The organism is Velocimicrobium porci (assembly GCF_009696045.1).
In the GTDB taxonomy this organism is placed as follows: domain Bacteria; phylum Bacillota; class Clostridia; order Lachnospirales; family Lachnospiraceae; genus Velocimicrobium; species Velocimicrobium porci.
On the sequence record NZ_VUMT01000013.1, the window covers coordinates 14,225 to 32,392 of the forward strand.

At 34.5% G+C, this 18,168-nt stretch carries 25 protein-coding genes; 3 read left to right on the plus strand and 22 right to left on the minus strand.

Annotation, left to right across the window (positions count from 1 at the left end):
- Positions 1-37: 37 nt before the first annotated feature.
- The 4 genes from FYJ58_RS09330 to FYJ58_RS09345 form a co-directional block, all read right to left on the minus strand.
- Positions 38-838 carry an energy-coupling factor transporter transmembrane component T family protein gene (locus tag FYJ58_RS09330; RefSeq protein ID WP_154519468.1) on the minus strand — a complete coding sequence of 267 codons (801 nt, stop codon included), beginning with the start codon at positions 836-838 and terminating at the stop codon, positions 38-40.
- A 9-nt stretch (positions 839-847) separates the two neighbouring features.
- Complete coding sequence (locus FYJ58_RS09335; protein WP_154519469.1) at positions 848-1,714, minus strand: energy-coupling factor transporter ATPase; 867 nt, start codon at positions 1,712-1,714, stop codon at positions 848-850.
- Positions 1,715-1,742: 28 nt separating this feature from the next.
- Entirely contained in the window at positions 1,743-2,591 is an 849-nt protein-coding gene (locus tag FYJ58_RS09340; protein WP_154519470.1) for an energy-coupling factor transporter ATPase, read from the minus strand.
- 148 nt (positions 2,592-2,739) lie between these two features.
- Entirely contained in the window at positions 2,740-3,078 is a 339-nt protein-coding gene (locus FYJ58_RS09345; RefSeq protein ID WP_154519471.1) for a hypothetical protein, read from the minus strand.
- Positions 3,079-3,253: 175 nt separating this feature from the next.
- Here FYJ58_RS09345 and FYJ58_RS09350 point away from each other — a divergent pair, with 175 nt between their 5' ends.
- Positions 3,254-3,580: a helix-turn-helix domain-containing protein gene (locus tag FYJ58_RS09350; protein ID WP_154519472.1), complete on the plus strand. Its 327-nt coding sequence runs from the start codon at positions 3,254-3,256 to the stop codon at positions 3,578-3,580.
- Between the two features lie 87 nt (positions 3,581-3,667).
- Here FYJ58_RS09350 and rplQ read toward each other — a convergent pair whose 3' ends face one another.
- The 9 genes from rplQ to FYJ58_RS09395 form a co-directional block, all read right to left on the minus strand.
- The gene (rplQ, locus tag FYJ58_RS09355) at positions 3,668-4,204 is read right to left on the minus strand and encodes a 50S ribosomal protein L17 (protein ID WP_154519473.1); all 537 of its coding nucleotides are present in this window, start codon (positions 4,202-4,204) and stop codon (positions 3,668-3,670) included.
- 61 nt (positions 4,205-4,265) lie between these two features.
- On the minus strand, positions 4,266-5,225 hold the full coding sequence (locus FYJ58_RS09360) for a DNA-directed RNA polymerase subunit alpha (RefSeq protein WP_328597829.1): 960 nt from the start codon (positions 5,223-5,225) through the stop codon (positions 4,266-4,268).
- 65 nt (positions 5,226-5,290) lie between these two features.
- On the minus strand, positions 5,291-5,887 hold the full coding sequence (gene rpsD, locus FYJ58_RS09365; RefSeq protein ID WP_154519474.1) for a 30S ribosomal protein S4: 597 nt from the start codon (positions 5,885-5,887) through the stop codon (positions 5,291-5,293).
- A 25-nt stretch (positions 5,888-5,912) separates the two neighbouring features.
- Positions 5,913-6,308: a 30S ribosomal protein S11 gene (gene rpsK, locus FYJ58_RS09370; RefSeq protein WP_154519540.1), complete on the minus strand. Its 396-nt coding sequence runs from the start codon at positions 6,306-6,308 to the stop codon at positions 5,913-5,915.
- A 58-nt stretch (positions 6,309-6,366) separates the two neighbouring features.
- Positions 6,367-6,735, minus strand: a complete 369-nt coding sequence (gene rpsM / locus FYJ58_RS09375) for a 30S ribosomal protein S13 (protein ID WP_154519475.1) — start codon at positions 6,733-6,735, stop codon at positions 6,367-6,369.
- Positions 6,736-7,150: 415 nt separating this feature from the next.
- On the minus strand, positions 7,151-7,264 hold the full coding sequence (rpmJ, locus tag FYJ58_RS09380; RefSeq protein ID WP_154519476.1) for a 50S ribosomal protein L36: 114 nt from the start codon (positions 7,262-7,264) through the stop codon (positions 7,151-7,153).
- 128 nt (positions 7,265-7,392) lie between these two features.
- The gene (locus tag FYJ58_RS09385; RefSeq protein ID WP_154519477.1) at positions 7,393-8,121 is read right to left on the minus strand and encodes a GntR family transcriptional regulator; all 729 of its coding nucleotides are present in this window, start codon (positions 8,119-8,121) and stop codon (positions 7,393-7,395) included.
- A 230-nt stretch (positions 8,122-8,351) separates the two neighbouring features.
- Entirely contained in the window at positions 8,352-8,510 is a 159-nt protein-coding gene (locus FYJ58_RS09390; protein WP_154519478.1) for a hypothetical protein, read from the minus strand.
- A 442-nt stretch (positions 8,511-8,952) separates the two neighbouring features.
- On the minus strand, positions 8,953-9,282 hold the full coding sequence (locus FYJ58_RS09395) for a hypothetical protein (protein WP_154519479.1): 330 nt from the start codon (positions 9,280-9,282) through the stop codon (positions 8,953-8,955).
- Between the two features lie 277 nt (positions 9,283-9,559).
- Between FYJ58_RS09395 and FYJ58_RS09400 the strand changes: the two genes are divergently transcribed.
- Entirely contained in the window at positions 9,560-11,659 is a 2,100-nt protein-coding gene (locus tag FYJ58_RS09400) for a hypothetical protein (RefSeq protein WP_154519480.1), read from the plus strand.
- Between the two features lies 1 nt (position 11,660).
- A complete protein-coding gene (locus FYJ58_RS09405; RefSeq protein ID WP_154519481.1) occupies positions 11,661-11,990 on the plus strand; it encodes a hypothetical protein in 330 nt (109 codons plus the stop codon).
- 322 nt (positions 11,991-12,312) lie between these two features.
- Here FYJ58_RS09405 and FYJ58_RS09410 read toward each other — a convergent pair whose 3' ends face one another.
- From FYJ58_RS09410 to rplR, 9 genes are all read right to left on the minus strand, one after another.
- Positions 12,313-12,687, minus strand: a complete 375-nt coding sequence (locus FYJ58_RS09410; protein ID WP_154519482.1) for a hypothetical protein — start codon at positions 12,685-12,687, stop codon at positions 12,313-12,315.
- 674 nt (positions 12,688-13,361) lie between these two features.
- Entirely contained in the window at positions 13,362-13,580 is a 219-nt protein-coding gene (infA, locus tag FYJ58_RS09415; protein WP_058352145.1) for a translation initiation factor IF-1, read from the minus strand.
- A gap of 44 nt (positions 13,581-13,624) precedes the next feature.
- Positions 13,625-14,380 carry a type I methionyl aminopeptidase gene (map, locus tag FYJ58_RS09420; protein WP_154519483.1) on the minus strand — a complete coding sequence of 252 codons (756 nt, stop codon included), beginning with the start codon at positions 14,378-14,380 and terminating at the stop codon, positions 13,625-13,627.
- A gap of 5 nt (positions 14,381-14,385) precedes the next feature.
- Positions 14,386-15,027: an adenylate kinase gene (locus FYJ58_RS09425; RefSeq protein WP_154519484.1), complete on the minus strand. Its 642-nt coding sequence runs from the start codon at positions 15,025-15,027 to the stop codon at positions 14,386-14,388.
- 83 nt (positions 15,028-15,110) lie between these two features.
- A complete protein-coding gene (secY, locus tag FYJ58_RS09430) occupies positions 15,111-16,445 on the minus strand; it encodes a preprotein translocase subunit SecY (RefSeq protein ID WP_154519485.1) in 1,335 nt (444 codons plus the stop codon).
- A gap of 3 nt (positions 16,446-16,448) precedes the next feature.
- Complete coding sequence (gene rplO, locus FYJ58_RS09435) at positions 16,449-16,889, minus strand: 50S ribosomal protein L15 (RefSeq protein WP_154519486.1); 441 nt, start codon at positions 16,887-16,889, stop codon at positions 16,449-16,451.
- A 154-nt stretch (positions 16,890-17,043) separates the two neighbouring features.
- Complete coding sequence (rpmD, locus tag FYJ58_RS09440) at positions 17,044-17,226, minus strand: 50S ribosomal protein L30 (RefSeq protein ID WP_328597830.1); 183 nt, start codon at positions 17,224-17,226, stop codon at positions 17,044-17,046.
- A gap of 41 nt (positions 17,227-17,267) precedes the next feature.
- Positions 17,268-17,777 (minus strand): 30S ribosomal protein S5, encoded by a 510-nt coding sequence (gene rpsE, locus FYJ58_RS09445; protein ID WP_154519487.1) that lies wholly within the window; start codon positions 17,775-17,777, stop codon positions 17,268-17,270.
- A gap of 19 nt (positions 17,778-17,796) precedes the next feature.
- Positions 17,797-18,165, minus strand: coding sequence for a 50S ribosomal protein L18 (gene rplR, locus FYJ58_RS09450; protein WP_154519488.1), 369 nt, complete (start codon positions 18,163-18,165; stop codon positions 17,797-17,799).
- Positions 18,166-18,168: the final 3 nt, after the last annotated feature.

Below are 18,168 nucleotides of genomic sequence, written 5' to 3' on the forward strand. Positions count from 1 at the left end.
ATATTCTATCCACATCTTATTCTATAATTACACACTTTTAGTTTATTTTCGCTGCCAATATCAATAATGTCCAATATACAATAAAACAAAGATAAGCAATCCAATCTCTTTTTTTATAAGCAAGAGGCTTCATCTTTGTTCTTCCCTCCCCACCACGGTAGCATCTGGCTTCCATTGCCATTGCAAGGTCATTTGCACGACGAAATGCGGATACAAACAACGGTACTAAAAGAGGTATTAAGCTTTTCGCTTTTTTAATTAACCCGCCCGTTTCAAAATCGGCGCCACGGGCAGATTGTGCCTTCATAATCTTATCCGTTTCTTCCAATAAAATCGGAATAAACCGAAGTGCTATTGACATCATCATAGCAATCTCATGAACCGGAACATGAATCTTTCTTAATGGTCCCATTCCTTTCTCTAAACCATCTGTTAAATGATTTGGAGTTGTTGTAAATGTCATCAGAGATGAACCAATAATTAAAAAAATCAACCGCACTGCCATAAATCCGGCTGTCTTAATTCCCTCTAATGTAATTTTAATAAATCCCACTCTTACGAATTCCTGCCCTGGTGTTAGAAACAAATTAAACATAACCGTAAATAACAATAAAAACAGAATCGGCTTTAGCCCTTTTACAATATAAGAAAAAGGTACTTTCGATAAGTGTATAATAACTGCCAAAAATAATCCCGCAATTAAATATGAAGCTATATTGTGAAATGCAAAAAGAGAAATAATATAAATTAATGTCCCCAATAATTTTACCCTGGGATCTAAACGGTGTATCACCGAATCAGCCGGATAATACTGTCCGATTGTTATATCTCGAATCATATCTGCCTCCTATGTTAGTAAGATTCCTTTTTTCTTTGCCCATCGAATAATCTCTTCGCATGCTTCATCCACAGTAGTTGGTTCTGTATTGACACTTTGTCCACATTCCTTCAGCCGATTCATTACATAGGTAACCTGTGGTGCTGCAAGACCTATCTGTTCTAACGCCTTATAGTGGGTAAATACTTTTTTCGGCTCATTGTCAAACATTATTTTTCCATGATCCATCACAATTAACCGTTCTACATAATTTGCCACATCTTCCATACTGTGAGATACTAAAATAACCGTAATCTTATTTTCTTTATGAAGGGACGAAACTAAATTAAGAATTTCATCTCTTCCTTTTGGATCTAATCCGGCCGTTGGTTCATCCAATATCAATACTTCCGGCTTCATTGCTAATACGCCGGCAATTGCTACTCTCCGTTTTTGTCCTCCGGACAATTCAAATGGAGATAAATCAATCATATCCTCTCCAATGCCAACCTGTTTTAATGCCTCATAGGCTCTCAAATCAACTTCTAAAGCCGGAAGTCCTAAATTAGATGGTCCAAACTTCACATCTTTAATTATAGATGTTTCAAACAATTGATGTTCAGGATATTGAAATACTAATCCAACTTTACTTCTCAATTCTTTCAAGTTATAATCAGAATCATAAATGTCCTGCCCGTTGTAATAAATACAGCCTTCCGTAGCTTTCATAAGCCCATTCAGATGCTGAATCAACGTTGATTTTCCTGATCCGGTATGACCAATTAAACCAATAAATTCTCCATCTTCTATTTTAAGATTAATATCTTGCAAGGCATGCTTTTCGTATGCAGTCCCCTGGGAATAAATATAATTTACATGATCTAATATAATTGACATTCTTATCCTTGCTTCCTTTCCCTGCTTTTTACAGCTCATTTAATTTAGTTACTAATTCATCTACTGATAAAATTCCCGGCGGAATTGGAAGCCCTTTTTTTCTCAACTCATAGGCAAGCAAAGTAACTTGTGGAACGTCCAAACGATATTTTTTCAGTTCATCAACTTGAGAAAATATTTCCCTTGGTGCCCCCTGCATAACTATCTTTCCCTTATCCATAACAATTACTTTATCCGCATCTATAACTTCTTCCATATAATGGGTAATCAATAAAACCGTTACTTTTTCTGTCTGATTTAATTCCCGGATTGTCTTTATAACCTCTTTTCTTCCATTCGGGTCAAGCATTGCCGTCGGTTCATCTAATACAATACATTCCGGTTTCATTGCCATAATCCCGGCAATTGCTACTCTTTGCTTTTGTCCGCCTGATAACTTGTTCGGAGAATGTGTGCGATACTCATACATACCAACTGCTTTTAAACTATTTTCTACACGTTCCCAAATTTCCTCTGTTGGTACGCCCAAATTTTCGGGACCAAATCCCACATCTTCTTCAACTACATTTGCAATAATCTGATTATCCGGATTTTGAAATACCATCCCCGCTGTCTGTCGAATATTCCAAAGATTTTCTTCCTTCCCTGTATCCATTCCATCTACCCAAAGTGTACCTTCCGTTGGGCTAAGTATTGCATTGATATGTTTTGCGAGGGTTGATTTACCAGAACCATTATGTCCTAAAATTGCAACAAACTGACCTTTTTCTATATCCAAATTAACATTATTTACTGCCCGGTTAATACCCTCTACATTTCCCTCTTCGTCACGTCTGATATACTCGAATATCAGGTCCTTTGCCTTTATTATTCCCATCTTTTCCGAACCTTTCTGTTATCTCTTACAATATTCTTTCTTATTCTAGCCTATTTCAATCAAAATGTAAAGAACCCTTCACTCGTAGAAATACTTGACCCAAAACGCAGAAAAAAAGAACGCATCTCTTTTATAATTGCGTTCTCTTTTAGGAAAAATACCCTACATAATATTCAATTTCCTGACTTCTTTCATTTATAATTGGCACCATCGTTATTGTCAATTTTAACATGCCCTGCATCGTTTTTATATTAAAAAAAAATGTAGATACATCAATTTTTTTTTCTTTTAACGTTTCTTTCCAACTGCAAAACCTCACTCTTTCTTGTGGTTCCAAAACTTCTTCTAAAAAACTAAACATATCGGTCTTTTCTTTGTTCTCACAGTCCAAGTGATATTTTTCAATAAAACACTCTGTATCAAATCCAGACTTTTTATTTTCATAATATTCAAAATATAGTAAATTGTTCATTGCCGTCTTTTCCAATTAACTCCTCACTGCCTTTTGCTTTTCCATATATAGTTTATTATAACATTTTCCTTTTTTACTTTCAACAGCTATAACTAAATATATAGCTATCACTTTCTGTATAATATTCACTATTCACGATATACTATTAAATAATATTCAGTAATTATGAAATAATAAATAGGAGTAATTTATGGCAATAGACTATCATATTATTGGTCAACGAATTAAAGAAAAACGTCATGGTCTAAAAAAAACACAAGAAGACCTCGCAGAATTTCTTTCCGTTTCTGTTGGTTATGTAAGCCAGATTGAAAGAGGTATTACCAAAGTTAATCTTGACACTCTATCTAAAATCTCTATTTTTTTAGAATGCGACATCGCAGATTTACTTCATAGCACTTCTTATCAAAGTAATGATTATCTAAATCAGGAATTCTCAGAACTAATTTTGAAATTAAATGATTCAAACCGCAAGCTCGCATATGAGATACTATATATACTGTTAAAGAGTCAATAATATTAACTTATGTATAAGCAAATAGGGAAAAAAATAAGACATAGTTTGATTAACTACGTCTTATCTTTTTAATATTTTAACTTTGAATTAAACTAATTCAATTAAAACTTCCATAGCAGCGTCACCTTTACGTTGACCAATTTTAACGATTCTTGTGTAACCACCGTTGCGGTCAGCATATTTTGGTGCAATTTCATTGAATAACTTATCTGTAAGATCTACAGTTTTTGTATTCTTTTTCTTTCCAGCATTTTCTGTTGGAACTTCTGTTACAGAGTAAAGAACTTTGTTCATTTGTTTTCTTGCGTGAAGACGGCTTGGGCTGTCTTTCTTAATTTCTTTTTGAACTTCGTCGTATACAGTTACTTTCTTTCCGTCTACAACTTCTTTTACTCTTTTTCCATCTTTATCTTTACGAGCAACTTTTGCTGTAACTGTAACTGTTTCAAAATTATCTTTTTCTTTTACAGCTAAGGCAATTAAATGCTCTGTCATTTTACGGATTTCTTTCGCTTTTGCTTCTGTTGTAACAATTTTACCATTGTAAAGTAAGTTTGTTACTTGGTTACGAAGTAAAGCTTTTCTTTGGCTTGATGTTCTACCAAGTTTTCTATATCCTGCCATTACATTTTCCTCCTATAATGTTAATAATCAACGCTTCCGGCTGTTCCCTAACGCGTGATGATTATTCATCTCCTAAGTTAAGGGATAAACCAAGCTCTTTCAGTTTTGAAAGTACTTCCTCTAATGATTTACGTCCAAGGTTTCTAACCTTCATCATGTCCTCAGAAGTTCTATTGGTTAATTCTTCAACTGTATTGATACCAGCTCTCTTTAAACAATTGTATGAACGAACGGATAATTCCAATTCATCAATATTCATCTCAAGAACTTTTTCCTTTTCATTGTCTTCTTTTTCTACCATAACTTCTGCAGTCTTGGCATTTTCAGATAAGTCAATGAAAGAATTAAGATGTTCGCTAAGTACTTTAGCTGCTAAGCTTACTGCTTCATCTGGTTCTAATGTTCCATTTGTATATACATCTAAAGTAAGTTTATCATAATCTGTAATTTGACCAACACGAGTATTTTGAACTGTTAAGTTAACGCGTTCAACTGGTGTATAGATGGAATCGATTGGGATAACGCCGATTGGTAATTCTTCGTTCTTGTTCTTATCAGCACTGATATATCCTCTGCCTTTTGTAATAGTCAATTCCATATATAACTTGCAATCGGAACCGCCGCTTAATGTAGCGATTACCTGTTCCGGATTCAAAATTTCAATATCCGGGTCAACTTGAATGTCTCCTGCAGTTACAACACCTTCACCTTCGAACTCAATATATGCAGTCTTAGGTTCGTTTGTCTCACATGTATTCTTAATTGCCAGACTCTTAATGTTCATAATGATTTCTGTAACATCTTCCTTAACACCAGGAATTGCACTGAATTCATGTACGACACCTTCAATTTTAACTTGACTAACAGCTGCGCCAGGCAATGATGACAGCATAATTCTTCTTAAAGAATTACCCAAAGTTGTACCGTAACCTCTTTCGAGGGGTTCTACTACAAAACGTCCGTATTTTTTATCTTCAGAAATTTCTGCAATCTCTATTTTTGGTTTTTCAAAATCAAACACTACTGGACCCTCCTTTTGGGATTATGCTATTGGCTTAGTCGTCGAATAACTATGATAGCCTTAAATTATTTACTATATAACTCGACGATAAGCACTTCGTTTACAGGAACATCGATTTGCTCTCTTGTTGGGATTTCTAATACTTTACCAGAAAGATTTTCATGGTCAGCTTCAAGCCAAGCAGGAACTAATCTACCGTCTGTTACTTCTAAGATATCTTTGTATCTCTGAGCTGATTTATATTTTTCATCGATTTCGATAACATCACCAACTTTAACTTGGTAAGAAGGAATGTTTACTGTTTTACCATTTACTTTTACATGTTTATGGTCAACAATTTGTCTGGCTTCTTTTCTTGTTCTTCCATAGCCTAAACGGAACATAACGTTGTCTAGTCTTAACTCAAGAAGAATCATTAAGTTTTCACCAGTAGTACCATATTTTAATTTCTGTGCTTTAGCAAAATTGTTTCTAAAAGGTTTTTCTAAAACACCATATATAAATTTAGCTTTTTGTTTTTCTCTTAACTGTAAGCCATATTCGCTCATTTTCTTATTTGCTCTCGCAGTTGAACGATTTGATTTCTTGTCGATTCCCATGTATACAGGATCAATTCCAAGAGCTCTACATCTTTTAAGGACTGGAGTTCTATCTACTGCCATATTATCTTACCTCCTATAATCAATATTACACACGTCTACGTTTTGGTGGTCTACATCCGTTATGTGGAACTGGTGTTACGTCTCTGATACTTGTAACTTCGATTCCGCAAGCTTGAAGAGCACGAATTGCTGCTTCACGTCCTGAACCAGGACCTTTAACCATAACTTCTACTGATTTTAAACCGTGTGGTAAAGCTGCTTTTGCTGCTGTTTCAGCTGCCATCTGTGCAGCGTAAGGAGTTGATTTTCTGGAACCTCTGAAACCTAAACCACCTGCACTAGCCCAAGAAAGGGCATTACCTTCTGTATCTGTCAGCGTAACGATTGTATTATTAAAAGATGACTGAATATGTGCTTGTCCACGATCGACATTTTTCTTAACACGTCTTTTTGTCACTTTTTTTGCTACTTTTTTAGCCATTGACAAACCCTCCTATTGGATTTTAATAATTCTTTTTTTATTTTTTAGCTTTTATCTATTATTTCTTCTTGTTAGCTACTGTACGCTTAGGACCTTTTCTTGTTCTAGCGTTTGTTTTTGTCTTCTGTCCACGAACTGGAAGACCTTTTCTATGACGGATTCCTCTATAGCATCCGATTTCTTGTAATCTCTTAATATTAAGTGCGATTTCTCTACGTAAATCACCTTCTACTGTCTGTGTTTCGTCAATTACGTCACGAATTCTTCCTACTTCTTCGTCTGTTAAATCTTTACAACGAGTGTTAGGATCAACATTTGCTGCCGCAAGAATACGATTGGAACTTACTCTACCAATACCGTAAATATAAGTTAAACCAATTTCAACACGCTTTTCTCTTGGTAAATCTACACCACTAATACGAGCCATGCGTTTGCACCTCCGATATTTTTTTAAATTCAACAAGTTCTGTTTCCAGAACTACTCTCAATAAGTCTTTCACTGTTTATAATTTCTACGTTCCTATAAATCATAAAGCAGTATACGATAAAAATGATTATGCAACAGTCATTGTCCGTAAGAACAAAACTGGTGCATCAGCCGCTTTAAACCATGATGCTAAGGACATCCAATTCCCTAGCACTAGAGATAGCGATAATGACACTTTTCTCTAAAACGGGTAATCACTCCGTCCACAGTATCACGCTGTCCTCTCTGAATAGAAATAATGACATAACTATTCGACAGCCGTAACACAAAAAGCAAGTACTATTCTTATATTAAACATGAGAAAAGCCAAAGCAGGTAACTTACCTTCCTTGGTTCTCTTTATGTGATATATTTATTAGCCTTGTCTTTGTTTGTGTCTTGGGTTTTCGCAGATTACTCTGACGCTTCCTTTTCTTTTAATGACTTTGCATTTTTCGCAAATCGGTTTTACTGATGATCTTACCTTCATTACAATCTCTCCTTTCGCAAAAGTCCACTTGCTATTTTAACATAAGATTTTACAAATTGCAAGCACTTTTTTTATTCTTTTTTTCATTTTCCACACTATAATTAATTTACAGATTTTTGTATCTTCTGTTAAATATTATTGAATTTATATCTGCTGCCTACCATATATTGTCGTCCGATAAAAACCGGGTTATCAGCTTCATCTCCAAAATAAACATTCATATAAAAAAGCGGTTCTCCGATAACAACATCTAAATCCCTTGCATGATGCGATTCCGCTTTAACAATCTCAAGTGTACTTTTTACAGACTTGCAGGCATGTAAGCCATGCTTTTCAAGTACTTCAAATAAAGAAGTGTTTTCTAATGTTTCATCTTGCAGAAATTTGAATTTTTCAAACACATAAAAATTATTTTCCAACATGATTGGCGTATCATCTGCCGTAAGAACCCGTTTGATATATAATATTTTTGTTTTTTCATCGACATGAAAAAAGTTCTGCTCATCCAATCTTGCAAAACTAATTTGATAGTCTAACACTCTCGCTCCAGGCTTCATACCATTTTGTCTGCATGCTTTTGAAAAACTTAGCACTTCATTCGAACGTTCTATTTTTCGAAGTAATTTCGGTTTACAGACAAACGTTCCTTTACCTTGCTTTTTAATTAAATACCCTTCATTACACAATTCGTCCACTGCCCGTCTGACCGTAATCCGACTCACGCCATAATCGGCACTTAACTCTGGTTCGGTCGGTATTTTGTCATCATAATTATACTTCCCATTCTCAATTGAATATTTAATATCTTCCATTAATTGTTGATATAATGGCGTCAAAGACGTTTCATTTAATTTCATAATCCACCTCATATCCCTCGTACTTTCTATCATAATCTCATATAGACATAATATCCCTACACTGCTTTTTTGTACTATATCGTCAGTTTTAACATTGAAGCTAGTATAAATCGCCCTCCTAAAACTTCAACTAAAATTCCTTTTTCTAACAAAATCTGAACTTATTATGATATTTCTTCCATCTGTATTTTTTCTTTTTTAATCATTTTCCTACTCCTTTTCCTATTATTTTAATTTACTACAATAAGATACCATTCAAACCTAAAAGTTACAACCATTTCCGACAATTCCAACATAAATGGAAAACAAAAAACAAGCGTTGCAATATCAACCGTTTCCTTTGTATTGCCGAAATGACTGCATGCAATTAACAGACTTTGCTTTCCCAATTACCAAATCAAACACCTAACAAACTATTTCAAGACATAAAAGACAAGCAAATTGTCGTAAGGGTCCAATTTACTCAAATCACAGGAATACACAATATTACTGCTGCCTTCTATTCGCCAAACGGAAAATTATATGAATACAGCGAAAATATACTATTTCAACCTGAGGAACAGGAAAATGTATTTTTATGGTTTTGGGTTGATATGCAGGAGATAAAAGCAAATGTTTCTTATGAAGGTACCTGGTTTATTCGGTTATTTATAAATGGGGAACATATATTGGAAGATACTTTTTCTATAAAAAAAGAAATTGAAATCACACCAATCCAAAGTTTTATTTAAATCGATTGGAATTTATTTTTACAAAACAAAAAAGCGTAGAAAGGTAAAAAAATACTATGAGTAACAAAATCTCTGGCAAAAGCCATTCGCATTCAAGCTATCATGCAGCAACACCAAGCAGAAATACTGCTAAATCCTCTCCTTCGAAAACCTCAAGCTCTTCAAGTAAAAACAGCACTAGCACTTCATCAAAAGCAACAACTAGACCAGCAGCTAAAACGGTAACTAAGCCTGCCACTAAACCAGTAACTAAAACGACAACTAAATCAAATACTTCAACTTCGTCCTCAAAAAAAACGGATAAGAAAATTAGTTCTAATGAAGTTAAAAAAAACTCCACAGACTCTTCAAAAAAGGATGTAAAATCGAAAGAAAAAAATATAGCGAAAAATTTCATTAGTTTAAACTCTAAACAATCAGCAAAACCCAAAAAGCCACATAAACCTGTACCCACTTCAAATCAAAAAATAGAAACAGGTCTTCCATTTCCTACAATACCAATTGCTCAATGTGATTTTTACATAAAGGCCATAAAGGAATGGTATAAAACTCATGCTGAAGCTCCTGCAAATGGAAATTATACAGGTTTTACTTCGGAAAATTTAAACTCTTATGACAGCTTTATTCCAATTAATAATCCAATACAAAAGGAGCCCCCGAACCAATTAAATTCCAGCCCAGTCAATTTCCATCCGATAAACCCTGGCATGACCAAACCAAATCTCTCCAACAATACTTCATCAAAAAAAAATGAACCTTCCAAAAATATTATTATTTCAAGCAAAGATGTTGTAGTATTAAAGACAAACACGGGTAATAAAACTCCTGTCTCAAAAAAACAGGAGAAAAAGAAAGTATTTTTTAATTCAAAAAAAGAGGAAGTACAGTGGACACCAAAAAAAGAGAAGGTAAATAAAAGTGTCCTAACAACAAAAGCAACCATCAAACAAGTTATTTCAAAAACAAATGTTAAAAACAAGCACGCTTCTATCTCCCAGCTTCCTATTGAAAAGAATAAGCAAACAAATTCCTTAAGTTCTTGGAATAAAAATAACCTTTTTAATCATATTCGTTCAGAAAAGAAAAAAGCACTTAATCCTCTTTCTTCTCTTATCCCTGAAAAACAGACGATAACAGAAATTATAAATAAGCAAGAGGCAAAGCGAACCTTGTCTTTCGCAAAGACTTTAATCGCTTCCTTAAATCAGGCAACAAAACGTAAATCACACACAACAGGCTACTACGCTTCTTTAGAAAAGGAAAAGCAACTCCAAGAACAGGAAAAGCAAAAGAGAAAAAAGGCAGAACTAGCAGAAAAAACAAAAAAAGAAACCAATAAGAAACTCGAAACAAAGCAAAATTATGATAAAAAACACCACATTGATTTTGGAAAAATAAACGCTACGATTCATTATCGTGGCACAGGAAGTTCTAATAAGTCCAGAAATCAAACTATTAGGAAACCATCTTTAACATATTCCGGATTAATACACCCTTTGGAGTATCATAAGCCAAACCTAACAAAACTATCACAGCCTTCTAAAGCAAAACGTTCCTCTTCTAGTAAGCATAAAGGAAAGAAAAAGACAAAGAATACGAAAAGTTCAGAACAAAAAAACGATGGATTTATAGGAAAATTCTGTAGCAATATAAAGAGTGGACTACACACACTAAAGAACAAGGTAAATCATGCTTATCATGATACAAAATCCAAAGTAACAAATTGGTTTATGAGCAGGAAAGTAAAACAAAAAACAAAAACAAAAAAATCCAAGACTCATAAAAAAAATAACACTTCCAAAAACCATTCACATCCACATGCGATAAAAGTAAAAGTTAAAAACTCGCAAAAAAAAGCACACTCCGCAAAACCTGGCAAGCATCATACTATTGCAAAAAAACCGACAGTCCATTCAACTCACTCCTCGCAGTCAAAAGCAAATGCAAAAAAAGCAACAAAAAACGGTCATGTCATAGATAACGTCCAAACTGCTTTAGACTTCGCCGGTATAGTGTTTGATGGAGCAGATTTAGTAAATGCCGGAATTTATTATGTAAGAGGAAAGAAACTGGATGCAACCATATCCGCATTAGGTTCGCTCCCATTTGTAGGAGAAACTGCAAAAGCTGGAAAATATGCCATAAAACTTTCCAAAGGTGCAAAACTGGCGAAAGGTACAAAGTATGTTGCAAAAGTTTCAAAAACAGAGAAAGACGTCGTACATATTTACAAAATAGGAAAAGACGGAAAAAAACTCCTCAAATATAAAGGAACCATCCAAGCAATTGGAAAAGGTAGCAACCGGCTAAAAAATAGTGAAAAGGTCTTGAAAAAGGCAACGGAAAAGGGGTATCATGTTGTAAGAAATGCCCCAAAGGTAAAAAAAGCAACAAAAGGAACAAAGAAAGCAACTTCCTTGGAAAAGGGACTAAAGGGTGTTCGTGGTTCGAAAGTAAAAAATAGTAAGAAGGTAGCAAAAAAGCATAAGAGTGGTAGTGGCTCTGTAATAAAAAATATACAATCAAAATCTCCACAGCAATTAATTGAAGATGGATGGGAAGACATTACAAATCCTAAAATGGCAGCAAACACAAACTCAAGAGAATTTTATGACCCAAAGTCAGGTTTAAAAATAAGATTTGATAAAGGGGTTGATGGTGCAAATGGATTTGAAGCAGTAGACCATTATCATGTAATGAATCCAAATTATACAAACAAAAAAGTTGATTATTATTTGGATATAGATGGAAAACCTGTCGGAAAAGGGTCAAAGGCATCTCATATCGTAATTAAAGGAGAAGAATAATATGTTAGTAACAGAATTAGTAAAGAAAATAAATTTTAATGATAGCTGTGTAAATGAGTTGGTTTATGCAAATGGAACAGTGATACTGAATATTGATTTATGCATGTGGAAGCAAAATGAATATCAAGATGGTGACCCCGAATTAAAGGAAGTTATTTTAAAATTTTTGAATTCAACAAATTATAATTGGGATTCAGAAAAAAGAGAAGATGAGATTGATTATGATTCAATTGTTGATGTTACATGTGAAGAAAGTACTGTAAAAATAGTATTAGAAGATGAAGTCGTTTCTATATTGACATTTGAGTGTAGTGAGGTTCAAATTGATTAAATTATATCATCCATGAACAAATAATGCTTTGGTGTTAATTGTAGCTATACAATAATTTATGTTGAACATAACTCCTTTAAAATAACTGTATCACCTATCTGTCCATGAAATGAATGATATGTAGGTGATACAGTTTTTAGTCTATTAGCAATTAGAGAAAACAGTGTTGAAAATTATACGATTACTTGCTCAAATATTATCCAGCAGAATTGTGTCTTGGTATCATATTGTCGATTACTGATTATAAGTTCCGTATCCTCTTTTAGGAGAACTTTTTGAAAGTAATGCCCTTTATCCATGAAATAACATGCCAGTTTCATTTTCATGATATGTTCGGCATCTTCTCTATTGAAAGTGCTATCTGATTTCGGTGGTGTGCTTCGGCAATAGCATATTCAATTATTTGACTGTGTGTATTCGAAGAATGTTGTTCCTGTAACATATCCAGTAGTCCGTCATAAACAGCAATTGTCATGGATTTATATGCAGATGGAACAAACTGGTCTGGATGTTGGAGTGCCAGATACAAATTTTCTGCCTTGCGTAATTTGTTCTTCTTTTTATACAGAGCCAGTAACATAATAATCAATATGCAGTCTGTTTTACAATATTTCTTTCCAAATTCATTTTCTATCTTTTTCAGAGCCATCTCCCAAAGAATTTCGTTGATTTGAATTTTAATATCCTTTTTTCTCATATTGTTCTGTCTCCTTGAAGGTTTATTTGACCTCTGAGGAGCAGAAGATATATGAGTATGTGAAAAAGGTAGATTGAATAGTTAGCACAAATATCAATTTCCGTTTATATTCTGCCCCATGAAAGACCACAGAATATAAGCCGAGATGAGTATTCTAAAATGAAAGTATATTTTTTATTATGAGCGGTAGAATTATATAAAATTTCCGTTTGAAAAGCGGTAATTTCGACTCTAATATTGCTTCAAAAGGTGGTAAATCAAATACAGATTTTTGCCAGAAAAACGGTATCGGATTCTTTTGATTTTGCTATCAAAGATATTTCAGGATCCCTTTTTCCTTTAGAAATCTAGCCATTTTACAAGATTCTTTCACAATTAAGTTTTACTTCAAGATGAATTATGACATTCACAGACAGGTTACTGACAATTCGCAGGGGTCTCATGAATACAGACAACTTAGACAATGATGGATAATCCCCAGTAATCTTAAACTATCATCCGTTGATACCATCGAAATTCTCCAATCTTAATCCGCACATCCTAACATCACACCTCTGTTTTGATTCATTCTGATTTGTAACTACACAGAACCAAGTAAATATGATGGAAAAGTTTCCTATAAAGCAAAAAAAAGCCCCTGCCATTCCAGCAAGAGCCATTCTAAATCTCTATTCTTATTTATCTCTCCAAATAATTCTACCTTTTGTAAGATCATAAGGAGAAAGTTCTAATGTAACCTTATCTCCTGGTAAAATACGAATAAAGTTCATTCTTAATTTACCACTGATGTGAGCCAATACTATATGTCCATTCTCCAATTCCACACGAAACATTGCGTTTGGCAATTTTTCAACAACAGTTCCTTCGATTTCAACTACATCTGCTTTTGACATTTCGATTCTAACCTCCTATCATATCTCACGATTACTGATTATTTCTATTTCACCAAAGATAATATCTCAGGCTCACCTTCTGTTATTAAAACAGTATTCTCATAATGGGCAGATAGAGAGTTATCCTGTGTTACCACAGTCCAATCATCTTCTAACCACCATACATCATAAGCACCTGCATTTACCATTGGTTCAATTGCTAAAGTCATTCCCGGCTGTAAACGAAGACCACGTCCGATTTGCTTAAAGTTAGGTATCTGAGGTTCTTCATGTAACTGACTACCAATTCCATGTCCGACTAAATCCCGCACAACAGAAAATCCGTTTTCTTCTACGTATTTTTGTACCGCTTTTGATATATCGTAAAGATGGCAGCCGGCTTTGGCGTATTTAATTCCCTCAAAAAAACTTTGTCTTGTAACATCAATCAGTCTTTGTGCTTCACTGCTTATCTCTCCTACTGCATGTGTTCTGGCAGCATCAGAATGATAACCTTTATAGATTACACCTGCATCAAGACTTACAATGTCACCTTCTTTAAGAATTCTTTTCTTACTTGGAATTCCATGTACTACTTCATCATTTACAGATACACAGATAGAAGCCGGATATCCATTATAATTTAAGAAAGAAGGAATGCAGTCATAACTTCTTATAATTTCTTCGCCTAATCTGTCAATATCTTTTGTTGATATACCAGGTCGAATGGCCTTCTCAAGTTCATCGTGAACAGTAGATAGAATCTTCCCTGCCTCACGCATTAATTCGATTTCTCTGTTCGATTTTATTGTCACAGACATATTTATCACCCTAAGATTCTAATTATGGCATCAAATACTTGTGCCATTTCCAATGTACCATCTACAACTACAACTTTGTCTTGTTTTGTATAATAATCAATTAAAGGCTGTGTCTGCTCATGATATACATCTAACCGTTTTTTTACAGTTTCCGGCTTGTCATCATCTCTTAATACAAGCTGACCACCACAGGAATCACAGATTCCTTCTACCTTTGTTGGATTAAATACAACATGGTAAGTACCACCGCAATTTAAGCATGCTCGACGTCCTGACATACGTTCTACAATTACTTCATCCGGTACTTCCACATTTATTGCAAAATCAATGTCTTCATTGCGTTCCTTCAAAGCATTTGTAAGTGCTTCCGCCTGTGGAATTGTTCTTGGGAAACCATCCAGGATATAACCCTCTTTTGTATCCTCTTCTGTCAGACGGTCTACAACCAAATCTACAACCAGCTCATCTGGAACTAATAAACCTTGATCCATATATTTTTTTGCTTTTTTTCCAAGTTCCGTCTCATTTTTTATATTTGCTCTAAAAATATCGCCTGTTGAAATATGAGGTATTCCATATTTCTCTGAAATCATCTTTGCCTGTGTTCCTTTACCCGCACCCGGTGCACCTAACATAATTATCTTCATCTTGCTTCTCCTCTTTTTTACACTTATGGGGACCACGAAGAAGCTTCGTCGTCCCCCATATGATATTACTCTATTATCGATTCTTAATCATTTAAGAAACCTTTGTAGTGACGAACTAACATCATAGATTCAATTTTCTTCATTGTTTCAAGAACAACACCAACGATAATGATTAAAGATGTACCACTGAAAGATACACTTGCATCAAAAGCGCCGGAGAAGAAAATTGGAACGACTGCTACAATTGTAAGGCCTACAGCACCAATAAAAATTATATTGTTAAGAACTTTTGTAAGGTAATCTGTAGTTGGTTTACCAGGACGAATACCTGGAATAAAACCACCCTGTTTCTTCATGTTATTTGATACTTCAATTGGATTAAATGTAACTGAAGTATAGAAATATGCAAAGAAAATTACCAATACAATGTATGCAACAAGACCTAAAGTATACTTAAATTCATGAATATTTGAGAAATTGCACCATGAACTCTGGTTGAATATCTTTAAAATCTTTTGTCCAAGAGAAGCACCTGCTCCTGAAGCCGGGCTTACTCCCATAAACTGTGCAATTACGATTGGGAAAGACATAAGGGAACTAGCAAAAATTACAGGAATAACACCTGCAGTATTTACTTTTAATGGGATATTAGAGGATTGTCCTCCTACCATTTTCCTTCCTTGAACTTTCTTAGCGTATTGTACTGGAATTCTTCTCTCTCCATCCTGTAATACAATAATAAATACTACCATACCAAGAATTACTGCTAAAATAACAACAGCTGCAATGATTTTGTTTACTACAGTTGCACTTGCGATGAACTGATTGTAAAGAGAAGTTAAATCATTTGGTATTCTGGATACGATGTTAATTAATAAGATGATAGAAATACCATTACCAACGCCTTTTTCGGTAATACGTTCGCCTAACCACATTAAGAATGCACTACCGGCTGTCATAGACACAACGATTACCGTTACATTAGTGAAAGTGATTCCACCTTCAAGTAATCCCTGATTACCAAAACCAACTGACATTGCAATACTTTCGATTAAAGCTAAACCGATTGTTAAGTAACGAGTATATTCTGCAATCTTCTTTCTTCCATCTTCACCTTCTTTTTGCATTTCCTCTAACTTAGGAATTGCAATTGTTAAAAGCTGAATAATAATGGAAGCTGTAATGTATGGAGTAATATTTAATGCAAATATAGACATTTGTGTAAAGGAGCCACCTGTCATCGCATCAAAAAAGTTAAGTGCGGTTTGTTGTTCAAACCAGCTTGCAAAGTAATTTCTGTCTACCCCCGGAACAGGAAGCTGACATCCGATTCTGACAATTATTAATGCCATAAAAGTATATAGTAACTTAGTTCTAATATCTTTTATTTTTAGAGCATCACGGAGTGTCTTTATCATCCCCTAGATCACCTCAGCATTTCCACCAAGAGCTTCAATTTTCTGCTTTGCACCCTCGCTATAAGCGTTAACTTTAACTGTAAGCTTCTTAGTTAATTCTCCATTTCCAAGAATTTTAACACCATCTCTTGGGTTTTTAACGATTCCTGCTCCAACTAATGTTGCTACAGTTACTTCTGCACCATCATCAAAACGATTGAGCATATCTACATTAATACCAACGATTTGTTTGCTGTTTCTACATGTGAAACCTCTCTTTGGCAATCTTCTGTATAATGGCATCTGACCACCTTCGAAACCTGGTCTTGGAGCACCTGAACGTGCTTTTTGTCCTTTATGACCTTTACCAGCAGTTTTACCATTTCCTGAACCATGTCCACGGCCTCTTCTAAAATTATCATTGTGCTTTGAGCCGTCAGCAGGTCTTAATTCTGATAAGTTCATCCTGCGCACCTCCTTATAATATTTCCTGAATCCACAGAACTTCCTTATCCAAAATGGATAAGGATTACCGTGCATCAATTAATCTACAATAGTTTCTTTATCAATCATTCATAAAAAATATATTGATAACCTATAAAAACTTATAATCTATTAATTAGATTTCTTCGACTTTTACTAAATGTCTTACCTGCCAAACCATACCTCTTACAGCATCGTTGTCTGGCATTTCAACTGTCTTATTTAATTTTTTAAGACCTAAAGCTTCAACTGTTTTTCTGTGCTTTGGAATTGCACCGATTGTTGACTTTACTAAAGTAATTTTTAATTTACCAGCCACTTGATTACACCTCCTGATATTGTGCTACAGCTTAAAAGTTATTAACCTAACATTTCTTCTACTGAAATACCACGAAGCTTAGCAACTTCTTCTGGAGTCTTTAATTGGCTTAAACCTTGAATTGTAGCAAGTACAACGTTTTGTTTATTATTAGAGCCTAAAGACTTTGTACGAATGTTTTTGAATCCTGCAAGCTCAAGTACAGAACGAGCTGGACCACCAGCGATAATTCCAGTACCTTCTGGGGAACGTTTCAGCATTACAGAAGCACTGCCGAATTTTCCAACATAGTCATGTGGTACACTACCATTTTCATCTAAAGGTAAGGTAATTAACTTTTTAATTGCGTCTTCTTTTCCTTTACGGATTGCTTCTGGAATTTCTGCTGCTTTTCCTAAACCAGCACCAACGTGTCCGTTCTTGTCACCAACAACTACTAATGCAGTAAAACGGAAGTTACGACCACCTTTTACTACTTTAGTAACACGTTTGATTGATACTACTTTATCTTCTAATTCTAATTGACTAGCATCAATTATCTCACGTTTCATGTATAAATTTCCTCCTTACCTAGAATTGTAAACCAGCTTCTCTGGCTGCATCTGCTAATGCTTTAATTTTTCCTTGATATATGAATCCGCCTCTATCAAAGACAACGTTTGTAATACCTTTATCTAATGCTTTTTTTGCAATTACTTCGCCTAATTTGGCTGCTGCATCAACATTATTTGTTTTTTCTAATTCTGCCTTTACATCTTTTTGAAGAGTAGAAGCTGATACTAAAGTATTACCAACTGTGTCGTCAATAATTTGAGCGTACATATGATTATTACTTCTAAACACAGCTAAACGTGGTCTTTCTGCAGTTCCTGCAAAACGATTACGAATTCTTCTATGCTTATTTTCACGAATTTTACTTCTTGATTCTTTTTTAACCATCGT